The 20,051-nt window shown below is 63.1% G+C and carries 14 protein-coding genes and 2 pseudogenes; 12 read left to right on the top strand and 4 right to left on the bottom strand.

The window, feature by feature from the left end; all coding sequences use genetic code 11:
* Positions 1 to 146: 146 nt before the first annotated feature.
* Positions 147 to 1,079: pseudogene (locus tag XAXN_RS04230) on the top strand (TonB-dependent receptor); the annotation flags it as partial.
* The gene (locus XAXN_RS04225) at positions 1,079 to 2,698 is read left to right on the top strand and encodes a PepSY domain-containing protein (protein ID WP_054318618.1); all 1,620 of its coding nucleotides are present in this window, start codon (positions 1,079 to 1,081) and stop codon (positions 2,696 to 2,698) included. The pseudogene XAXN_RS04230 and the gene XAXN_RS04225, both read left to right, overlap by 1 nt.
* 134 nt (positions 2,699 to 2,832) lie before the next feature.
* Here the strand turns inward: XAXN_RS04225 and XAXN_RS04220 are convergent, their stop codons facing one another.
* The 3 genes from XAXN_RS04220 to XAXN_RS04210 form a co-directional block, all read right to left on the bottom strand.
* A complete protein-coding gene (locus XAXN_RS04220; RefSeq protein ID WP_054318617.1) occupies positions 2,833 to 3,558 on the bottom strand; it encodes a phosphoadenylyl-sulfate reductase in 726 nt (241 codons plus the stop codon).
* Positions 3,555 to 5,276, bottom strand: a complete 1,722-nt coding sequence (gene cysI / locus XAXN_RS04215) for an assimilatory sulfite reductase (NADPH) hemoprotein subunit (protein ID WP_134980467.1) — start codon at positions 5,274 to 5,276, stop codon at positions 3,555 to 3,557. Before cysI ends, XAXN_RS04220 begins: the two co-directional genes overlap by 4 nt.
* 108 nt (positions 5,277 to 5,384) lie before the next feature.
* Complete coding sequence (locus tag XAXN_RS04210) at positions 5,385 to 7,217, bottom strand: assimilatory sulfite reductase (NADPH) flavoprotein subunit (RefSeq protein WP_054318615.1); 1,833 nt, start codon at positions 7,215 to 7,217, stop codon at positions 5,385 to 5,387.
* 179 nt (positions 7,218 to 7,396) lie between these two features.
* On the opposite strand from XAXN_RS04210, the gene cysD reads away from it, so the two are divergent.
* The 10 genes and pseudogenes from cysD (at position 7,397) to XAXN_RS22375 (ending at position 19,868) form a co-directional block, all read left to right on the top strand.
* Positions 7,397 to 8,305 (top strand): sulfate adenylyltransferase subunit CysD, encoded by a 909-nt coding sequence (gene cysD, locus XAXN_RS04205; RefSeq protein WP_054318614.1) that lies wholly within the window; start codon positions 7,397 to 7,399, stop codon positions 8,303 to 8,305.
* 62 nt (positions 8,306 to 8,367) lie between these two features.
* Positions 8,368 to 10,281, top strand: a complete 1,914-nt coding sequence (cysN, locus tag XAXN_RS04200) for a sulfate adenylyltransferase subunit CysN (RefSeq protein ID WP_174515550.1) — start codon at positions 8,368 to 8,370, stop codon at positions 10,279 to 10,281.
* A 259-nt stretch (positions 10,282 to 10,540) separates the two neighbouring features.
* Positions 10,541 to 11,603 (top strand): annotated as a pseudogene (locus XAXN_RS04195) (efflux RND transporter periplasmic adaptor subunit).
* Positions 11,600 to 14,707 carry an efflux RND transporter permease subunit gene (locus XAXN_RS04190; RefSeq protein WP_054318612.1) on the top strand — a complete coding sequence of 1,036 codons (3,108 nt, stop codon included), beginning with the start codon at positions 11,600 to 11,602 and terminating at the stop codon, positions 14,705 to 14,707. The pseudogene XAXN_RS04195 and the gene XAXN_RS04190 overlap by 4 nt, the downstream one beginning before the upstream one ends.
* 452 nt (positions 14,708 to 15,159) lie before the next feature.
* Positions 15,160 to 16,284, top strand: coding sequence for a TrbL/VirB6 family protein (locus XAXN_RS04185; protein WP_054318611.1), 1,125 nt, complete (start codon positions 15,160 to 15,162; stop codon positions 16,282 to 16,284).
* 35 nt (positions 16,285 to 16,319) lie between these two features.
* Entirely contained in the window at positions 16,320 to 16,784 is a 465-nt protein-coding gene (locus XAXN_RS20525) for a DUF4189 domain-containing protein (protein ID WP_134980531.1), read from the top strand.
* Between the two features lie 313 nt (positions 16,785 to 17,097).
* The gene (locus tag XAXN_RS04180) at positions 17,098 to 17,628 is read left to right on the top strand and encodes a hypothetical protein (protein ID WP_054318610.1); all 531 of its coding nucleotides are present in this window, start codon (positions 17,098 to 17,100) and stop codon (positions 17,626 to 17,628) included.
* Positions 17,625 to 18,284 (top strand): hypothetical protein, encoded by a 660-nt coding sequence (locus XAXN_RS04175; RefSeq protein ID WP_134980530.1) that lies wholly within the window; start codon positions 17,625 to 17,627, stop codon positions 18,282 to 18,284. Before XAXN_RS04180 ends, XAXN_RS04175 begins: the two co-directional genes overlap by 4 nt.
* A complete protein-coding gene (locus XAXN_RS04170) occupies positions 18,281 to 19,633 on the top strand; it encodes a Tle-like phospholipase domain-containing protein (RefSeq protein ID WP_054318609.1) in 1,353 nt (450 codons plus the stop codon). The genes XAXN_RS04175 and XAXN_RS04170 overlap by 4 nt, the downstream gene beginning before the upstream one ends.
* 4 nt (positions 19,634 to 19,637) lie before the next feature.
* On the top strand, positions 19,638 to 19,868 hold the full coding sequence (locus XAXN_RS22375) for a hypothetical protein (RefSeq protein ID WP_164514243.1): 231 nt from the start codon (positions 19,638 to 19,640) through the stop codon (positions 19,866 to 19,868).
* A 38-nt stretch (positions 19,869 to 19,906) separates the two neighbouring features.
* On the opposite strand, the gene XAXN_RS04160 is transcribed toward XAXN_RS22375, so the two are convergent.
* A partial coding sequence (locus XAXN_RS04160; protein ID WP_167694755.1) for an integrase core domain-containing protein occupies positions 19,907 to 20,051 on the bottom strand: 145 nt, incomplete at its 5' end.

Here is a 20,051-nt window from a genome sequence, read left to right as displayed (position 1 = left end):
GTTGCCCACATGAAGCACAGAGGCCTCCCAACAGAGGCCTCGATCACCGGGATTGCCCTGAATGGGCAAAGCGATCTACGCGCCCCATCGTCTATGTGCATCCAACCTCCCGCGAAACGCGGGAACGGGGCTTGATCAGCGTTGCCCTAGCCCGTGTGCGCGGCGCACAGCTGCGCGATTGGGACTACGACCTGCGCACGCGTGGCGCGTATGTGCAGGCGGTGCTGAACCCGATTGCACGCTTGCAGCTGGTGCCGGGGTATCGCATCGATCGCGTCGATGGACAGTTGCACGATGTGCTGGCCGGCGTCGTTGCGCCGACTTATGACTACGGCACCATCAAGCAACCCAAATTCAGTGCGAGCTACCGCGTGGGCGAGCAGAGCAGCGTGTATGCGAACTGGGGGCGTACGTTCCAGATCGGCAGTGGCGATGGCGCCTACCGTCGTCAGCCCGGCAATCTGGGGCCCTCGATCAACGACGGTTGGGAGACCGGCTTGAAGTTCGCGCCGTCGGCCCTGGTGGACGGGCGCCTGGCGTATTGGGAGCAGCGCGCATCCGGGGAGGTGGCGACCATTTTCGGCGTCAATGGCGTGGTCGGCGTCGGCGACGTGGCCAATGTCGGCCGTACGCTGCGGCGCGGTTGGGATGCGCAGCTCAACCTGCAGCCGGCTGAGCATTGGCGCGCGTGGGTCTCCTATTCGCGGCAGAAGGCCAGCATCGCCACGCCCGATCCGAGCGCCCCGGCCACGCGCGGCAAGGAGATCGAAAACGTGCCGCACTGGTTGGCTACCGCCGGGCTGGAGTGGCAGGTCAGTTCGTCGGTGCAGGTGAGCGCCTGGGGCAATGCGCAAGGCGATTACTACCTGGAACGCACCAATACGTTGGGCCGCACCGGTGGCTACGCCTTGCTCAACCTGGGCGCGCGCTGGGCGGTGGATGCGCGCAATGCGCTCAGCCTGCAACTGCGCAATGTCACCGATCGCGCGTATGTGTACGCCTGGTACGACAGCGGCAGCTCCGGTTATTCGCCCGGCGATGGGCGTGCGTTGTCGGTGTCGTGGGACTGGAGCTTCTGATGGCTGCAATCACCGACCGGGGAGGCGTCGCCGAGGCACGCCAGGACACCCGCTGGCGCTTCTATCGCGCGGTGTGGCGCTGGCATTTTTTTGCCGGGCTGCTCGTGCTGCCTTTCATCATCTGGCTGGCGGTGACCGGGGCTGCGTTCCTGTACCAGGACGCCATCGATCGCAGCGTGCACCATGGGTTGAAGGTGGTGCCGATAGGCAATGCGCGCCTGCCCGCACAGCAGCTGGTTGCCGCTGCACAAGGGCGCTACGGCGGCAGTTTGTTCGTGTACACCACGCCCAAACGCGCTGATGCAAGCGCCGAGATCGGGCTGGTGGATGCGCACGGCGTGCGGCAGGTGGTGTATGTCGACCCATACCGTGCGCGGGTGTTGGGCGCCTTGCCCGAGCACGGCACGCTGAGCTGGACGATCCGCCGGCTGCACAACCTGGCGTTGGTCGGGTCATATGCGCGCGGCCTGATCGAAATGGCAGGCGGATGGGCCATCGTGCTGGTGCTCACCGGTGTGTATCTGTGGTGGCCGCGCGGGCGACGCGGCGGCGTGATCGGCGTGCGTGGCAAGCCGGAGCAGCGGCTGTTCTGGCGCGACCTGCACGCAGTGAGCGGTGCCGGGGTGGGTGCCATCCTGCTGTTTCTGGCGCTGACCGGCATGCCGTGGTCGTGGCTATGGGGTGCGCAGGTCAATCGCTGGGCCAATGGGCATGATTTCGGCTATCCGGCCGGGCTGCGTGTGCAGCAGCCGATGTCGCAGCAGCGCTTGGCCGACACTGGCGAGCCGGCGTGGTCGTTGCGGCAGGCGCGCTTGCCGGAATCTGTCGTGCCTGCACAGCGAGCTGGCACGGCGGATCAACACGCACATGGCGAACAAGCACGTGCGTTGCAGGTGGCCGAGGACCATTTCGAGCACTCCGGGCAAGGAGCGCTCTCGGCAAATGCAGCCCACGCAGGAAACGAAGAGCATGCAGAGCAGGCGGAGCACGCAGAGCACCTGGCGCAGTCGCAGCACGCGGCCCAACACGCGCACTCGGCAGACAACGCCCATGCTGATCACGGCGATTCCGCTGGATTCGCTGCGCCGGGACGCGGCGCGATCGGTCTGGATGCAGCGATGGCGCGCTTCGAGGCACGCGGCATCCTGCCGGGATATAGCGTGGCACCGCCGCGTGGTGCGACCGGGGTCTATACCGCGTCGGTGTACCCGTCAGATCTGCAGCGGCAGCGGGTGATCCATCTGGATCAGTACAGCGGTGCGGTATTGCTGGACATGCGCTATCGCGACTACGGGCCGCTGGCCAAGCTGCTGGAATGGGGCATCAATGTGCACCTGGGGCAGCAATACGGCACTGCCAATCAGTTGATCCTGCTGTTCGCCTGCATCGCCATCGTGCTGTTGTGCGTCAGCGCCGCGGTGATGTGGTGGAAGCGTCGCCCCAGCGATGGCTTGGGCGTACCGCCGTTGCCGGCCGACCCGCGCACGCTACGCGGCCTGATGGCGTTGCTGGTGCTGTGCGGGCTGATCTTCCCGCTGGTCGGTCTGTCGCTGTTGCTGATGTGGGCGTTCGATCGTTACTGGATGCGGCGCGCGCACGCCGATGCCTTGGCAGCTTGATGCGCGCGCCGGTGCATGCGTGCAGTTCGCGGTGCACTGCCGTTGCATCCTGGATGCAGCGTGCCCATGCAGCTGTCGCACATGCGGGTGAACGCGTCACCCGCACACGTGCAGCTGGTAACGGGGGACTGCCGCTAGATATTTTCGTGGATGCCGCACTCGCGCTTCAGCCCGAAGAAACGCGTGTCTTCTTCGCGCATGCCGGGTTCCCAGCGACGGGTGGTGTGGAAATCGCCGATGGACACGTAGCCTTGTTCCCAGAGCGGGTGATACGGCAGATCGTGCGCTTGCAGGTATTGCCAAACATCGCGATCCGTCCAATCGGCGATCGGGCTGATCTTGTAACGCTCGCCGCGCTTCTGCACGATCGGCGTCTGCGCGCGTCCTCCGGACTGGCTGCGGCGCAGGCCGGTGAACCAGGTGCCCACGTCGAGTTCGTCCAAGGCCCGGCGCATCGGTTCGACCTTGCGCAGATTGTTGTATTGATCGATGCCGACCATGCCTTGTTCCCACAGGCAGCCGTGGCGCGCTTCCATCCAGGCGCGGCTGACCAGCGGGCGATACACCTTGAGGTTGAGCTTAAGTCGGTCGGTCAGGGCATCGGCGAACCGATAGGTTTCCGGAAACAGATAACCGGTGTCGATCAGGACCACCGGGATGTCCGGGCGCTGCTGACTGAGCAGATGCAAGGTGACGGCCGATTGCGCGCCGAAGCTGGACGACAGGGCCGCGTTTTGCGGGCCGTGCTGCAGCGCCCAGGCCACGCGTTGGTCGGCACGCAGCCCTTCCAGCCGCGCATTGAGCGCGTCCAGATCGTCGAGCGCCGAAGAGGTGATCGATGCGGCAGGCAGCGCGGTCATGCGAGCAGTTCCAGGTCGAGGCGACGGTGCGTGGGGTAGGGCGGCAAAGCGATCACGCCGGCGCGATGCAGGAAATCGCCGAAGCCTTCATCGTTGGCGTGGTCGCGTTCGGCGGCATAGCGCGCCAGCAGCGGTTCCAATGCGGCCAGGATCTCCGGCTCGGTGATGTTTTCGCGAAACAGCGTATTGAGCCGCTGGCCGCGGCGGTCGCCACCCAGCATCAGGTTGTAGCGCCCGGGCGCCTTGCCCACCAGCGCAATCTCGGCCAGATACGGGCGCGAGCAGCCGTTCGGGCAACCGGACAGGCGCAGCACGATCGGCGTCTCGGCCAGGCCGTGCTGGTGCAGCAGCGGCTGCAATGCTGCGCTGAAATCGGGCAGATAACGCTCGGCCTCGGCCATCGCCAGGCCACAGGTGGGCAGTGCCACGCAGGCCATTGCGCCGCGTGCCAGGGCGGTGGCGGCCCGGTTGCCGGCATCCAGCGCGTACTGTGCCACCAGCGCATCGACACGTGCGCGATCGCTGGCCAGCACGCCGGCAATCACCAGGTTCTGGTTGGGCGTCATGCGGAACTCGCCAACGTTCAACTGCGCGATTGCGCGCAGCCCACTCAAATGCGCTGCGGTGTCGGTATCGGCAATACGGCCGGCCGGCAGGGACAGGGTCAGGTGCCACAGCCCGTCTTCGCCTTCGACCCAGCCATAGCGGTCGCCGTTGTGGTCGAACGCGAACGGCTGCGCCGGTTGCAGTGCAAAGCCGGCGCGGTGTTCGATCTCGGCCACGATGGTGTCCAGCCCGTGGTCGTCGATGGTGTACTTGAAGCGTGCGCGCTTGCGCACCGCTCGGTTGCCGAAGTCGCGTTGCGTGGTGACCACGGCAGTGGCGATATCGAGCAACTGATCGCGGGTCACGAAGCCGATCACGTTGGCCACGCGCGGCCAGGTCTCGGCATCGCCGTGCGAGGCGCCCATGCCGCCACCGATGCTGACGTTGTAGCCCAGCAAATGCCCATCGCGCAGGATGGCGATAAAGCCCAGGTCGTTGGCGAAGACGTCCACATCGTTGAGCGGCGGTACGGCGAAGCCGATCTTGAATTTACGTGGCAGATAGCGCTCGCCATAGATCGGTTCGTCCTCGCTGCCGGAGCCGGATACGCGCTCTTCGTCCAGCCAGATTTCGTAGTACGCCCGCGTATTGGGCAACAAGTGCTCCGACGCGCGCGCAGCATCGGCATACAGCGTGGCATGCGCCTGCGACAGCAGCGGATTCGCGGTGACTTGCACGTTGCGATTCACATCGCCGCAGGCGGCCAGCGTATCGATCAGGGTGGCATTGATGGCCTGCATGGTGGCCTTCAATTCGCGCTTGATCACGCCATGGAACTGGAACGCCTGGCGCGTGGTGATGCGTAGCGAATGATTGGCGTAGCGGGTGGCAATGCCATCCAGTGCCAGCCACTGCGTGGGCGTGATCACCCCGCCCGGCGTGCGCGTGCGAATCATGAACTGGTACGCCGGCTCGAGCTTCTGCCGCCGCCGCTCGTCGCGGATGTCGCGGTCGTCCTGCTGGTAGCTGCCGTGGTACTTGATCAGCGTCTGGTCGTCCTCACGTAACGCACCGGTCACCGCATTGGCCAGGCTCTGTTCCAGCGATCCACGCAGGCGGCGGCTTTCGGATTTGATGTCTTCTACAGAGTGGCTCATGACGGGATTCGGCATTCGTGATTGGGGATTAGCAACAACAAAGCGCGGGCATTACCCACACAGCACAAAGATCGCGGACACCCGCTCTCACGACTCCCCAATCCCGACTCCCCAATCCCAGCACTAATAGACATCCCGCGCATAACTCCCCTCCACCTGCAATTTGGTGAGATACGCGGCGGCGGCCTCGGCATCCAGGGCGCCGTGGGTGGCGACGATGTCGAGCAGGGCGGCGTGCACGTCCTTGCCCATGCGGGTGGCGCCGCAGACATACACATGCGCGCCGCCTTGCAGCCAGGCATAGACCTCGGCGCCACGCGCACGCAGGCGGTGTTGCACGTAGAGCTTTTCGGCCTGGTCGCGCGAGAACGCCAGGTCCAGCGCGTGCAGCTCGCCGCGTTGCAGGGCCAGCTGCCATTCGGCCTGGTACAGGAAATCGGTATTGAAATGCTGGGCGCCGAAGAACAACCAGTTACGGCCCTTGGCGCCGGTTTCGGCGCGTTCCTGCACGAAGCCGCGGAACGGTGCCACGCCGGTGCCCGGGCCGATCATCAGCATGTCGCGATCGGCATCGGCCGGTATGCGGAAGCGTGCGTTCGGCTCGATGTAGACCGGTGCGGTGTCGCCTTCGGTAAGCGCGGCCAGAAAGCCGCTGGCCGAACCCAGATGCGCATGCCCATGCGCCTGGTAGGTGAGCTCGTCCACGGCCAGATGCACTTCATCGCCCACGCGCTTGCGGCTGGAGGCGATGGAATACAGTCGCGGGGTGAGCGGGCGCAGCGCGGCGAGCAGGCCGGCGTGGTCCCAATCCGCCGGCCAGCGGCGCAGTACGTCGATCACTTGATGATCGGCGAGCAGCGACGCCAGGCCGGCAGTCTGGGTGGGGGCGAGCAGCGCTTGCAGTTCTTGCGCGCCTGCGCGCTCGGCGTGTGCGGTGAGAAACGGCCGCGACAGTTTGGTCAGTTCGCGCTGGGTGGCGAGCCATGCATGCAATGCGAGTGTCTGCTCGCCGACGGTGACTGCGGCATCGCCATCCAACTGCAAGGTCTGCAGCACTGCATCGACCAACGCGGGTGGATTGCGGTGGCGGATGCCCAGCGCGTCGCCAGGCTCGTAGCTCAGGTCGCTGCCTTCCAGCGAAAATTCCAGATGCCGCACGCGCTTGCCGGGGACCGCATAGACGCGAAATCCCGGGCCTTTGAAATCGCGCCCGCTGATGATCTGATTGGACAACAGCTCGGCGGCGAACGGCTGCTGATGCGACCACACCGGCGTGGCCGGGGTGCTGCGCAGCGGCGTGACCGTGGCCGAGTGCAGGCCGCTCTTGAGCTGCTCGCGCGCATGCGTGAGCGCCTGCGCGTGCCACGGCACGGCAACGCTGTCGATATCCAGGTCGGCTTCGCCGCGTGGCAGCACGCGGCTGCCGCCCAGTTCGGCCAGGCGCTCGTCGATGCGTCGGGCGATACCGCAGAAATCGGCATAACTGGAGTCGCCCAGGCCCAGCACCGCATACTTGAGCTCGGGTAGCTTGGGCGCGCGACGGCTGGTGAGGAATTCCACCAGGCCGATCGCATCGTCCGGCGGGTCACCTTCGCCCTGGGTGCTGATCACCACATACAACAGCCGCTCACTGGCCAGCTCACGGGTGGGGTAGGCATCGGCGCGCAACAGGCGCACGCTCAAGCCTGCCGCTTCGGCCTCGGCGGCCAGGTGCTCTGCCTCGCGACGGGCCTTGCCGGTCTGGCTGCCGTACACCACGGTCAGGCGCTGGCCTTCCTGGGCGATTGCCTGTAACACGGCCAGTGAGCGCGGCGGATGGCCCTGCGCCAGCCCGGCAGCGTAGCCGGATAGCCACCACAGCGCTGCGGTGTCCAGGCCGTCGACCAACCGGTCCAGCAGCGCCTTGCGCTCGTCGGGCAAGGGGCTGGGCGGTAGCGCGGAACTGGCGGCGGTCATTCGGATCCGGGGGCTTTGATGAGAGTGACGATGTTAGGGAAGCGTTGCGCCCACCAGAAAGGAGTAGCCGTTATCGCGTTATGCCGGGCGCTTATTTCGTGCAGTCATCAGGGCGGCACACACTGCAGCGCCTTGCCCTACCATCGGCTGGTCTGCCTGCCGACACCCACGACATCCCGATGACTCTGCCGCCGCTGTCCCATCTCGACCGGCTTGAAGCCGAAAGCATGCACATCCTGCGCGAAGTCGCCGCCGAGTTCCGGGCTCCGGTGATGCTGTATTCGGTGGGCAAGGACAGCTCGGTGCTGCTGCATCTGCTGCTCAAGGCGTTCGCGCCATCGCGGCCGCCGATCCCGCTGCTGCATATCGACACGCGCTGGAAGTTCCGCGAGATGATCGCCTTCCGCGACCGCCGCGCGGCCGAGACCGGCGTGGACCTGCGCGTGCACATCAACCCCGACGGCATTGCGCAGGACGTTGGCCCGATCAGCCACGGTGCTGCCGTGCACACCGACATCATGAAGACCCAGGGCCTGAAGCAGGCGCTGGAGCAGGGCGGTTTCGATGTGGCCATCGGCGGGGCACGCCGCGACGAAGAGAAATCGCGCGCCAAGGAGCGCGTGTTTTCGTTTCGTACTGCGCGCCACCGCTGGGACCCGAAGAATCAGCGCCCGGAGTTGTGGAATCTGTACAACGCGCGCACCGGTCCGGGCGAAAGCGTGCGCGTGTTCCCGCTCTCCAACTGGACCGAGCTGGACATCTGGCTGTACATCTACCGCGAGAAGATTCCGGTGGTGCCGCTGTACTTCGCCGCCCCGCGCCCGGTGGTGGAGCGCGACGGCGCCTGGATCATGGTCGACGACACACGCCTGCCGCTGCACCCGGGCGAAACCCCGCAACTGCGCTCGGTGCGCTTCCGCACGCTGGGCTGCTACCCGCTCACCGGCGCGATCGAGTCCAACGCCGACACGCTGGAAGCGGTCATCGCCGAAATGCTGGTGAGCACCAGCTCCGAGCGCCAGGGCCGCATGATCGACCACGCCCCGGGCGCATCGATGGAACAGAAGAAGCTTGAGGGGTATTTTTGATGGGCAGTGATTCGGGATTCGGCATTCGGGATTCGCAAGAGCCGTTTGCGGCGAGCGGGAAGATCGACGGGAGCGCTCTGGCGAATCCCCACTCCCCACTCCCCACTCCCGGCACCATCGGTGCCTACCTCCAGCAACACGAATGCAAGCCGCTGCTGCGCTTCATCACCTGCGGCAGCGTGGACGACGGCAAGAGCACGCTGATCGGGCGGTTGCTGTACGACAGCAACCGCCTGTTCGACGATCAGCTTGCCGCGCTGGAAAGCGATAGCCGACGGCATGGCACCCAGGGCGGGGGCATCGACTATGCATTGCTGCTGGATGGCCTGGCCGCCGAACGCGAGCAGGGCATCACCATCGATGTGGCCTACCGCTATTTCGATACCGACCGGCGCAAATTCATCGTGGCCGATTGCCCCGGGCACGCGCAATACACGCGCAACATGGCCACCGGCGCGTCGACTGCCGATGTGGCGGTGGTGCTGGTGGATGCACGCAAGGGCCTGCTGACGCAAACCCGCAGGCATAGCTACATCGTCTCGTTGCTGGGCATCCGGCATGTGGTGCTGGCGGTCAACAAGATGGACCTGGTGGACTACGACGCGCAGGTGTTCGCCGACATTGCAGAAGGCTACACCGCGCTCGCCGCGCAGCTGGGCATCGCCCAGGTGCAGTGCATTCCTCTGTCGGCGCTGGCTGGCGAAAATCTGTCCAGCGCTTCGACGCAGATGCCGTGGTACAGCGGCCCGCATCTGCTGCAGCACCTGGACACCCTGCAGTTGGAGCCGCCGGACGCCGGTAGCTGCCTGCGCCTGCCGGTGCAATGGGTCAATCGCCCCAACGCGCAGTTCCGTGGCTATGCGGGCACGATTGCGGCCGGCCAGGTGCGTGCGGGCGATGCGGTGGTGGTCGTGCCGTCCGGGCGCCGCACGCAGGTGGCAAGCGTGCGCGATGCCAATGGCGAGGTCGACAGCGCACGCGCCGGGCAGGCAGTGACGCTGACCTTGCGCGATGAGATCGACATCAGCCGCGGCGACATCATTGCCGCCATCGACGACCCGCCGGAGGTGGCCGACCAGTTCGCCGCGCATCTGCTGTGGATGGACGATGCTGCGTTGCTGCCCGGCCGCCCGTACTGGCTCAAGATCGGCACCCGCACGGTGACCGTGAGCGTCAGCGAGATCAAGCACAAGGTCGATGTGAACACGCAGGAGCGGCTGGCCGCCAAACGCCTGGAGCTCAACGAGGTGGGTTACTGCAACCTGGCACTGGACGAACCGATTGCGTTCTCGCCTTACGCGCGCAACCGCGTGCTCGGCGGGTTCATCCTGATCGACCGCCAAAGCAATGCCACCGCAGCCGCCGGCACGCTGGAATTTGCGTTGCGCCGCGCCGGCAACGTGCACTGGCAGCATCTGGACGTGGATCGCAGCGCACGTGCGCGCATCAAGGGCCAGGCGCCACGCGTGTTGTGGTTCACCGGGCTGTCGGGCGCCGGCAAGTCCACTGTCGCCAACCTGGTCGACAAGCGCCTGCACTCGCTGGGCTATCACACCTTCATCCTGGACGGCGACAACGTGCGCCACGGACTCAACCGCGATCTGGGCTTCACCGACGAAGACCGCGTGGAAAACATCCGTCGCGTGGCCGAAGTGGCCCGCCTGATGGCCGATGCCGGCCTGATCGTGCTGGTGAGTTTCATTTCGCCGTTCCGCGCCGAGCGGCAACTGGCGCGCGAGCGCTTCGAGCAGGGCGAGTTCGTCGAGGTCTTTGTGGACGTGCCGCTGGCGGTCGCCGAGGCGCGCGACGTGAAAGGGCTGTACCGCAAGGCGCGCGCCGGGCAGATTCCCAATTTCACCGGGATCGACTCGCCGTACGAGGCGCCCCAGGCGCCGGAGATCCATCTTCACGCCGATGGTGAGAATGTAGAGGCGCTGGCGCACCATGTGCTCGAATATCTGGGACTGGAACGCTAAGCGCGGCGAATACGACAGGGCAGGCGGTCGTCAGGCGAACGTAGTCAGTGTGCAGAACGACGATGTATGAACCCATACATGCAACTGCGGCACAGGCTGCGCCCGTGTGGCGGAAGCGCAGCACGGTCATGGTCGCGCTGACCAGCGCATCGTGCCGAGGACAGCAAGGGTCTTTGGTCATGGTGCAAAGCGCGCCCTTTCTGTCAATTCGTGGCGGCTAGGTCGGTAAACTTTCGACGTACCCCGCCAGGATGTTCTGATGCTTGTTCTGCCCAGTGCGCGCGTCTGCGCCGCGCTCTTGTTGGCCGTGGTCCTGGCCGGTTGTAGCCGTCAGCCCAGCACGCCTGCCGCCGCCAAACCCATTCCGGTCTCTGTGCAGGCGGTGGCAACCCAACCCTGGAACTCGACCGTGCAATCGATCGCCACCGTGCGTGCGCGCGAATCGGTGGCACTCACCGCTGCAGTCAGCGATGTAGTGGAGCAGGTGTATTTCGACAGCGGCGACGAGGTCAAGGCCGGGCAATTGCTGCTGCGTCTGCGCGGCAATTCGCAGCAGGCGGCATTGACCGCCGCACAGGCCACCTTCGAAGAGACCGACCAGCTGTATCGCCGCCAGTTGAGTCTGGTTGGTCAGCAGCTGGTGGCCAAATCCACCGTAGACACGCAGCGCGCCTTACGCGATGCCGCGCAGGCGCGTGTGCAGCAGATGCGCGCGGAAATCACCGACCGCGAGGTGCGTGCGCCGTTTTCCGGGGTGCTGGGCATCCGCCAGATCAGCCCCGGCTCGTTGATCACCTCCAGCACCGTCATCGCCACGCTGGACGATGTGGCGCGCATGTACGTGGATTTTCAGGTGCCGGAATCGCAGTTTGGCCTGGTGCAACTCGGTAATGCCGTAAGCGGCAGCGTATCCGGGCGCGCAGTTCGAGAGTGAAGTGGTGACCATCGATTCGCGGATCGACGAGACCACGCGCTCGGTGACGGTGCGCGCGGATTTCCCCAACGACGACCGCCGGCTGCGTCCGGGCATGCTGCTGGATGTGCTGCTGTTCCAGCCGGCGCGGCAGGCGGTGGTGATCCCGGAAATTGCGGTGGTGCAGGTGGGGCGCGAATCGTACGTATTCCGGGTCAAGCCCGACAGCACCGTGGAGCGCGCCGATGTGCGGCTGGGCGAGCGCCGCGATGGCAAGGTGGAAATTCTCGAGGGCGTCAACGCCGGTGAGCGCATCGTGGTGGATGGCACCGGCAAGCTACGCCCGGGCTTGAAGGTTGCCGATCAGGCTGCACCCACAGCGCTCCGCCCGCAGGCGGCCGCACAATGAAACTTTCCGACCTGTCGATCACCCGCCCGGTGATGGCGGTGGTGATGAGTTTGCTGCTGATCGTGTTGGGGGTGATGTCGTTCACCCGCCTCACGCTGCGCGAATTGCCGGCCATCGACCCGCCCATCGTGTCGGTGGATGTGGAATACACCGGTGCCTCCGCAGCAGTGGTGGAAAGCCGCATCACCCAGGTATTGGAAGACGCGCTGGCCGGCATCGAGGGCATCTCCACCATCGAGGCGCGTAGCCGCAATGGCTCCTCCGATATCAGCATCGAATTCGTGAAGTCGCGCGATGTGGAGGCAGCTGCCAACGACGTGCGCGACGCGGTCAGCCGGGTGTCCGACCGTATGCCCGACCAGGCGCGCCCACCGGAGATTTCCAAGGTCGAGGCCGACGCCGACCCCATCCTGTGGCTCAACATGAGCTCCAGCACGATGGACATGCTGCAGCTGTCCGATTACGCCGAGCGCTATGTGGTCGACCGCTTTTCCAGCCTGGATGGCGTGGCGCAGGTGCGGATCGGCGGGCGCCAACGCTATGCGATGCGCATCTGGCTGGATCGCGACCAGCTCGCCGCACGCCAACTTACCGTGGCCGATGCGGAAGCGGCGCTGCAGAACGAAAACGTCGAGTTGCCTGCCGGCAGCATCGAATCGGCGCAGCGCGATTTCACCTTGCGCGTGGAGCGCAGTTATCTCAAGCCCGACGACTTCGCCAAGTTGCCGTTGAGCAAGGGCGAGGGCGGTTACGTGGTCCGGCTGGGCGATGTGGCCAGGGTGGAGCTGACCTCGGCCGAGCGCCGCGCCTATTTCCAGAGCAACGGCGTGCCCAACGTGGGGCTGGGCATCGTGCGCAACTCCACCGCCAATGCGCTGGACGTGGCGCGTGAAGCGCGTGCACAGGCCGAAGAAGTACAGAAGTCGCTCCCGAAGGGCACCAACATCTTCGTCGCCTTCGACACCACCACCTTCATCGATGCGGCGGTAGAGCGCGTGTATCACACGCTGGTGGAAGCGGTGGTGCTGGTGGTGATCTGGGTGTTTCTGGGCAGCGCGCGCGCCGCCCTGATTCCTGCGGTGACGGTACCGGTGTGCCTGATTGCCGCGTTCATTGCGCTGTACGCCTTCGATTTTTCGATCAACCTGCTCACCCTGCTGGCGTTGGTGTTGTGTATCGGCCTGGTGGTGGACGATGCCATCGTGGTGGTGGAAAACATCCAGCGCCGGATCGATCTGGGCGAGCCGCCGCTGGTGGCGGCCAAGCGCGGTACCGGGCAGGTGGCATTCGCGGTGATTGCGACCACGGCCGTGCTGGTGGCGGTGTTTCTGCCGGTCGGTTTTCTGGAAGGCAATACCGGGCGGCTGTTCCGCGAGTTGGCGGTGGCGCTGGCGATTTCGGCCTTCGTGGCACTGACGCTGACGCCGATGATGTCGTCCAAGTTGTTGCGCTCGCACGGGCAGGCCAAGCCCAATCGCTTCCATCAATGGTTCGATGGGCGAATGCAGGCGGTGTCCGGTGCGTATGGGCGCTCGCTGGAACGACATGTGCACCGCACCTGGATCTTTGCGCTGCTGATGCTGGTGGCGCTGGGCGCCAGCGCATGGCTGATGGGCCGCATTCCGTCCGAACTGGCGCCGGCCGAAGACCGCGGCAATTTCCAGATCATGATCGACGGCCCGGAAGGTGCCGGCTTCGATTACACCGTGGGGCAAATGCATCAGGTCGAAGACATCCTGCGCCCCTTTGTGGGTCCGGGCAAACCCATCGTGCGCGCCAACCCGCGCGTGCCCGGTGGATTCGGCAGCAGCGAGGAAATGCACACCGGCCGCGTCAGCGTGTTCTTGCAGGATTGGGAAAAGCGCACCCGCCCTACCACCGAAGTGGCCGATAAGGTGCAGCAGAAACTCAATGTGCTCAGCGGCGTGCGTGCGCGCACGCAGGTGAGCGGCGGGCTGGTGCGTAGCCGTGGCCAGCCGTTCCAGCTGGTGCTGGGCGGGCCGGACTACGCGGAGATCGCGCAGTGGCGCGATCGCATCCTGCAGCGCATGGAGGCCAACCCCGGCCTGGTCGGCCTGGACTCGGATTACAAGGAAACCCGCCCGCAGATGCGCGTCAATATCGACCGCCTGCGCGCGGCCGATCTGGGTGTGTCGGTCACTGCCATTGGCGGCGCGCTGGAAGCATTGATGGGCTCGCGCCGTGTTACCACCTTCGTCGACAACGGCGAGGAATACGACGTGATGCTGCAGGCCGGGCGCGAAGGCCGCATGTCGCCGGAAGACCTCACTGCCATTCGCGTGCGTTCCAATCATGGCGAGCTGATCCCGCTCTCCAATCTGGTGACCTTGAGCGAAGTGGCCGAGGCCGGCACCTTGAACCGTTTCAATCGCCTGCGCGCGATCACGATCACGGCAGGCCTGGCGCCGGGTTATCCGCTTGGCGATGCCATTGCCTGGGCGCAGCAGGCCGCGCAGGAAGAACTTCCCGAATACGCGCAGGTGGACTGGAAAGGCGAATCGCGCGAGTATCAGCAATCGGGCAGTGCGGTGTTGCTGACCTTCGGCATGGCGCTGCTGGTGGTGTATCTGGTGTTGGCTGCGCAGTTCGAAAGCTTCGCGCACCCGTTGGTGATCATGCTGACGGTGCCGTTGGCGGTGCTGGGCGCGCTGGTGGGGCTGTGGCTGACAGGCGGCACGCTCAACCTGTTCAGTCAGATCGGCATCGTGATGCTGGTGGGCCTGGCGGCCAAGAACGGCATCCTGATCGTGGAATTCGCCAACCAGTTGCGCGACGAAGGCCGCAGTGTGCATGCAGCCATCGTGGAGTCGGCATCGGTGCGTTTGCGCCCGATCCTGATGACCTCGATTGCGACGGTGGTCGGCGCGATTCCGCTGGTGGTGGCCGGTGGGCCCGGCTCGGCCAGCCGCGCCACGATTGGCGTGGTGGTGATCTTCGGCGTCTCGCTGTCCACGTTGTTGTCGCTGTACGTGGTGCCGGCGTTCTACAGCCTGATCGCGCCATACACCAAGTCGCCCGAAGCGGTGGCGCGCCAGCTGGAAACGCTGGAAGCGCAGACGCCGTCGGTGGGTGGGCATGCGTGAACGAGGCCGGCAGCGCGTGGTGCTGCCGGTGTTGGCTAAAAATCGGGGCTCGCTTGCGGTCCTGGCAGTTGCGGCGGTACGCGATCCGTAAGTTTCCTCGTTGACACATCAATGTGGAGCCTCAACCGAGCACCCCATTGTGGGGTGAGGAATTGCCGTCGCCGGATGTAGGATTTTTCCTACCCGACCAACGCTATGCCTGGAAATCGGCCTCCAGAGGAGTTGAGCGCGCGCGATCTGTGAAGCAGTAGTCAGTGGCAATCTGCCAGGACCTATGCCAGAGTCCCGCACAACAAGATGCCACAGCCGCACATAAGGATGATGGCCTGGCAGGGGCTCATTTCCGCACCCCTGCCCGGGCTGCCTATCTCCTTCCGCGCTGTGCCCCTCGTATTAACGCTGAAAGCCGTTTATCCACTTCATCGCTCACCACGACAGACAGGCAGAAGGTAATGGACGCAATTCTTCACGGAACGATGAACTGGCTGCAGCCGCTGGCGGACGCCAACCTGGGCGACTTCGTTTTCTTCAAACTGATCAACGACTACTTCAGCAACGAGATCCAGGCGTTCGGCTTGGCGCTGATGGGCCGTGCCATGCGGTGGGTGAGCACCATCGCACTGACGGTGACCACGTTGTGGGTGATGATCCTGGGCTACCGCATCGCCACCGGGCAATCGCGCGAGAACGCCATGGCGACGATGATCAAGGCCGGCAAGGTCGCCATCATCATCAGCGTGGCCTCCGCCCTCGGGGGCAATGGCGCCATGGTCCACCAGACCATCACCCAGAACCTGGACGAGGAGATCCACCAGCTGTTCACCGGCGATAGCGGCACTGCTGCCGATGCGATCGACCAGAACCTGGCCTACATCCAGGTCGCGTTGAGTGCCCTGGATGCGGTGCGGGTCGATCCGACCGAGCCGGAGGTGCTGGAGAAGAAGAGCCGGGCCGTCATGTTGGCCGGCTTCGGCACCGCCAGCCCGCCGATGGCGTCCGGGGCGATGCTGTTGTTGTTCAAGTTCACCATGGCCTTCCTGATCGGGATCGGGCCGATTTTCATCCTGGCGCTGATCTTCGACCAGACCAAGGACCTGTTCAAAAAGTGGCTGTTCTATGTGCTGGGCACGCTGTTTTCGATGTCCATGCTGTCGGTGGTGACGGCCATGGTGCTCAAGTTCACCGCAAAGGTGGCGGCGGCCTACTGGGCTGCCCAAATCATTACCCTGGGCAAAGCGGAAGGCCTGTCCAGCCAGGCCCTGCAGCAGGGCGGTATCGGACTGATTATGACCGGGTTGATCATCACCGTGCCGACACTGGCGGCGGCGATCTGGCAGGGGAATATGGGTACGTTCATGGCGTACTCGGCATTTGGGAGTGCAGCCAGCCCTGGACCGCAGGGGCAGCCGGCTGGGTCCTATGTGCCGCAGCAGATTGCTAGAAATACGAACCAAGCTCAAGGATCAAACACAGAATCAACTGCAGCGGTCAAAGCAATAGGTGGCTCGAATTCTGCTCCCGTGCAGGAGCCGGGCTCACGCGGTAACGCTGGAAGACATCAAAGTGGCGACGCTTAAAGTATCTTCCGCTTGTACGCAGACAGGTCATAAATATGAATTTCAATAAATTTTATCTATTTTCATTATTATTTATAGGATTTTCGGCAATGGCCGAACAAGGCTGTCCGCCTGGACAATATCCGATTGGTGGGCAGGGGGTTGCCGCATGTGCGCCGATTCCACAAGAGAACTCAATTCAAGAGCAGCCTCGGCCGATTGGAAAATGGATCAAAACCTGGGGGGCAGTTGCAGAGGACACTACCAATGGAACACTAGGCGTTTCTGTTGGAAAAATCTCTAGGCGAGAAGCTAGGGAGGAGGCTAGAGCCCAATGCATGCAGGTTGGCGGATTTCAATGTAAGGACTGGATTGACTACGAAAATCAATGCGTAGCAATCTCTGGCCCTCAAAGGGATGGGACCAACATTCCAGGTAAATTGCAATATGCCAAGGGCCCATCAATTAAAGAAATTCAACGTAATGCAGTAGAAGGTTGCGCATCAAAAAATAAAACTTAATGCGGCCTACTTTATTCCGCTTGTTCAGAGCCAATACTACGGCGTTATTAGAAATAATTATTCAATTATCTACGCACAGCGACCTCACGCATCAGATCTTGGACAGTTGATGCTTCACCAGCTTGTTGGCTATCGGCAAACCCTGCGATAGGCACTTGATTGTGATCCATCCCAGATGATTCAACACCTTCTCAGCACAGATGTTTGCGCGTCCGCGCCCAAAATCGTTTGCTCCAGGCATCCCCCAAAGCCCGCGTCCCGTACCCCTGAGTCCGCCCGCCGTTAGTTCAATAAAGCTCGCAGGAGTGATGTAATGGACACCGTGTTTTCCTCAAACCACGCGCAGTGGTACCGGTCGCACCAGGGCATTCGACGCATGATGACTATCCTGCTGATCACGACCTTACTGACCGCAATTTTGGTTGTCCTGGCCTATCGAACTTCGTTCGCCGTCCTGCTGGACCTTGCGCAGTATGCCGCCATCATCGGTGCTGTATTGTGCTTCGCTGTAGTGTCGATGCAGCTGTGGCTCATGGCAGGTGCCATGACCATTTGGAAAAAGCTACGATCAGAGGGAAAACATACTGCAGAACTGAAACAGCTGCGCCGGGCCATTGTCAATGCGAGCGCCATGACGCTGCTGACGCTTATGCTTGCAGTAGCAGCCACCTGCATCCCCTTTGTTATGGATATAATGAAGAAGCTCCCCGAGTTTGGGATGTTCTTCGCGTTCATGCCCTTTACTTTGTTACTACATCGCGTCAACATCAACCGCACCTGTTCACGACTCACCGATTCCATGATAGCCGCGCAGCGTGCTGCACAACGCACGATGGCGGCATGAACCGGCATCTGCGAATCAAGGCTGTTGGCTATCTTTTCATAATTCTACTGGCAGGGTGCAATCCCATGAACACTGCTTCGGAAAGACATGACAACGGCGACACCACCGCCGACGGCGATCCGGTCTACCGCAAGAACCCGCATCCGACGCAAGCCTACCGGATCACCATGACCATCGAGAATGCGCCAGGGCCGTTTGAGTGGATTTCGGCGACGGCCTATTATCAAATGACCAATCACAAGCAATGCACGCCGATTGAGCCCATTGAAGGGGTATGGAGTAAGTCGGACGAGGACGTCATCCCTGTCCATTTTGAGAAGATTGATACCTCTACCTACACCGCGATGATCTATGCCGATGGCATGATCGATGCGGATTACTATGGCAAGGGCGAGTGTCACTTTGAGCTCGATGGAGTTGGTATTTCACTACGAGCAACCGGTAAGAAAGAGGAAACCCGATTTCAGCCTGCGCTTTTCAAAGCGGAGATACACAGCTCAAAGCCCGTTAAATTCTATTTCTGGAAAGGAGGCTACCCACGAAGTCAGATGGCGGACTACCCCGATACTGGTGAATACAGTGCAGATAAATATGCCGAGCCCAATCGAAGCAATTTGTTTCAGGTATCACTAAAATCTGAGAGGGCCTATAAATGAGCCTAACCAGCCAACAATATGCACTACTTTCGAATGATGTTTATAAGAAACCTGCCGAGATAGGCCCTGGCAGTAAGCCCGAGAATATTGGAGGAACCTTATTCAGGCGTTTGGAATACATTGATCGCCCTTCAGGCTATCAAGGCATTATCTATGAGAGGATAGATACAGGCGAGATTATCGTCGCTCATCGCGGTACGGAATTTGATCGCCAAATAAAACAAGATGGTGCTTATGCTGACGGTGGGATGGTCGCAGCCCGTCACAATCATCAGGTCGATGATGCCATCGAATTGACCCAACATGCCTTGAAGTACGCAGAACAAAAGCACCTCAAGACTGGCCAAGCATTGCCCGCCGTCACCGTCACCGGCCACTCCCTCGGAGGCGATCTGGCCCAGGTGACCGCCCACCACTTCGGCCTGCACGGCGAGACCTTCAACGCCTATGGCGCGGTCAGCCTGGACCGGCGCATTCCCGAAGGCGGTACCGATGTGATCAATCACGTCATGGCCGGCGATGCTGTCAGCGCCGCGAGCAAGCATTACGGGCAGGTCAAGGTCTATGCCACGCCGCAAGAAATCGCCTTGCTGCAGCAGGTCGGTTACGACAACACCCACAGCGTGCTGGATGCACGTAATCCTGCGGTGGCCATCCAGCTCGGCGACTCGCACCGCATCCATAACTTCCTGCCGGTCGATGCCAACGGCAAGCCGGATCGCTCGGTGCTGGAAGACCCCCAGGCGCAGCAGTTAGCCAGGCAATACGCGCCGATGATCGACAAGTACCGCAACGATGTGTCCCTGATGCGGGGTGGCCTAACCCTGGCCTCCCGCAGCCTCCAGTCGATGAACCTGGTCGATGGCATCGATCACTTGCGCGGTCCGCTGGCGCCCGGTGCCGGTGTGGCCGAGATGGCGGCAGAGCGTTGGGCGAGAACTCAGGAGCGCATGCAGCGGGAGGACGGGCAAGTCTATGTGCCGCCTGGCTGGAAGATGCCCTTGGGTCCGTCGCCAGAGCGCTGTGTCGATCCGGGCGCTGCTTCCGTTTCAAACGAGCCGCTGTATTGGGCCATCCACAGCAACCTGCCAGCAGGCACTTCCGATGCTGTGACGATGTACGCCCTCGTCGAGGCCAAGCGTTCAGGCATCATGCATCCTGATCAATTGCAGAGCGTGACCGCGAATCAGGACGCGATCTGGATCCTCGGGCACACGCCCGGCTACCGTGCCAAGGTGGATCTGTCCGAGACCATTCCTCCCGTGCAGGAAAGCATCCGTCAGTCGCAAGCACTGGATGCGCAGCGCTCGCCGCCGGACCCCACGCCATCGCCAACGCGTGTAATGTAAAGCGATGAACGCCTCATTCGCCCGGATGACTGTGCAAACCAAGGCTCCCGCTGCGCACCGCTGTGCGACAAGCTCGCTGCAGCCGCTGGCGGATGCCAACCTGGGCGACTTCGTTTTCTTCAAGCTGGTCAACGACTACTTCAACAACGAGATTCAAGCGTTCGGCCTCGAGTTGATGCGCCATATCATCAGGCAGGTCAGTAAAGGGCAGTGTTCCCCACGTTCCGCGCAATGACGAAGGCGACGTCCCCCCGTCCTGAGTAGCGGCCGGGTTTAGAGTCCGGGGTTGATGATATCGGTATTGGCCAGCTGTTGGGCATACGCGGATGGCGTCATGCCGTCGATTGCCTTCTTGGGTCGCTCCTCGTTGTATTCGCGTCGCCAGCGCTCGATCTCGGTGCGTGCATGCAGCCTTACT

The sequence above is a fragment of the Xanthomonas axonopodis genome, from assembly GCF_001304695.1.
Taxonomy (GTDB): Bacteria; Pseudomonadota; Gammaproteobacteria; order Xanthomonadales; family Xanthomonadaceae; genus Xanthomonas; species Xanthomonas axonopodis.
The sequence above is the reverse complement of the archived record's forward strand: the minus strand, read 5'-3'. Positions and strand labels throughout refer to the sequence as shown.

Excerpts from the sequence above, each read along its gene's own strand:
- cysD (WP_054318614.1), top strand. The coding sequence starts at position 7,397 with ATGACTCTGCCGCCGCTGTCCCATCTCGACCGGCTTGAAGCCGAAAGC.
- XAXN_RS04210 (WP_054318615.1), bottom strand. The coding sequence starts at position 7,217 with ATGACCGCCGCCAGTTCCGCGCTACCGCCCAGCCCCTTGCCCGACGAG.
- XAXN_RS20525 (WP_134980531.1), top strand. The coding sequence starts at position 16,320 with ATGAATTTCAATAAATTTTATCTATTTTCATTATTATTTATAGGATTT.
- XAXN_RS04225 (WP_054318618.1), top strand. The coding sequence starts at position 1,079 with ATGGCTGCAATCACCGACCGGGGAGGCGTCGCCGAGGCACGCCAGGAC.
- XAXN_RS04220 (WP_054318617.1), bottom strand. The coding sequence starts at position 3,558 with ATGACCGCGCTGCCTGCCGCATCGATCACCTCTTCGGCGCTCGACGAT.
- XAXN_RS22375 (WP_164514243.1), top strand. The coding sequence starts at position 19,638 with ATGAACGCCTCATTCGCCCGGATGACTGTGCAAACCAAGGCTCCCGCT.
- XAXN_RS04170 (WP_054318609.1), top strand. The coding sequence starts at position 18,281 with ATGAGCCTAACCAGCCAACAATATGCACTACTTTCGAATGATGTTTAT.
- XAXN_RS04185 (WP_054318611.1), top strand. The coding sequence starts at position 15,160 with ATGGACGCAATTCTTCACGGAACGATGAACTGGCTGCAGCCGCTGGCG.
- XAXN_RS04175 (WP_134980530.1), top strand. The coding sequence starts at position 17,625 with ATGAACCGGCATCTGCGAATCAAGGCTGTTGGCTATCTTTTCATAATT.
- XAXN_RS04180 (WP_054318610.1), top strand. The coding sequence starts at position 17,098 with ATGGACACCGTGTTTTCCTCAAACCACGCGCAGTGGTACCGGTCGCAC.
- XAXN_RS04190 (WP_054318612.1), top strand. The coding sequence starts at position 11,600 with ATGAAACTTTCCGACCTGTCGATCACCCGCCCGGTGATGGCGGTGGTG.
- cysI (WP_134980467.1), bottom strand. The coding sequence starts at position 5,276 with ATGCCGAATCCCGTCATGAGCCACTCTGTAGAAGACATCAAATCCGAA.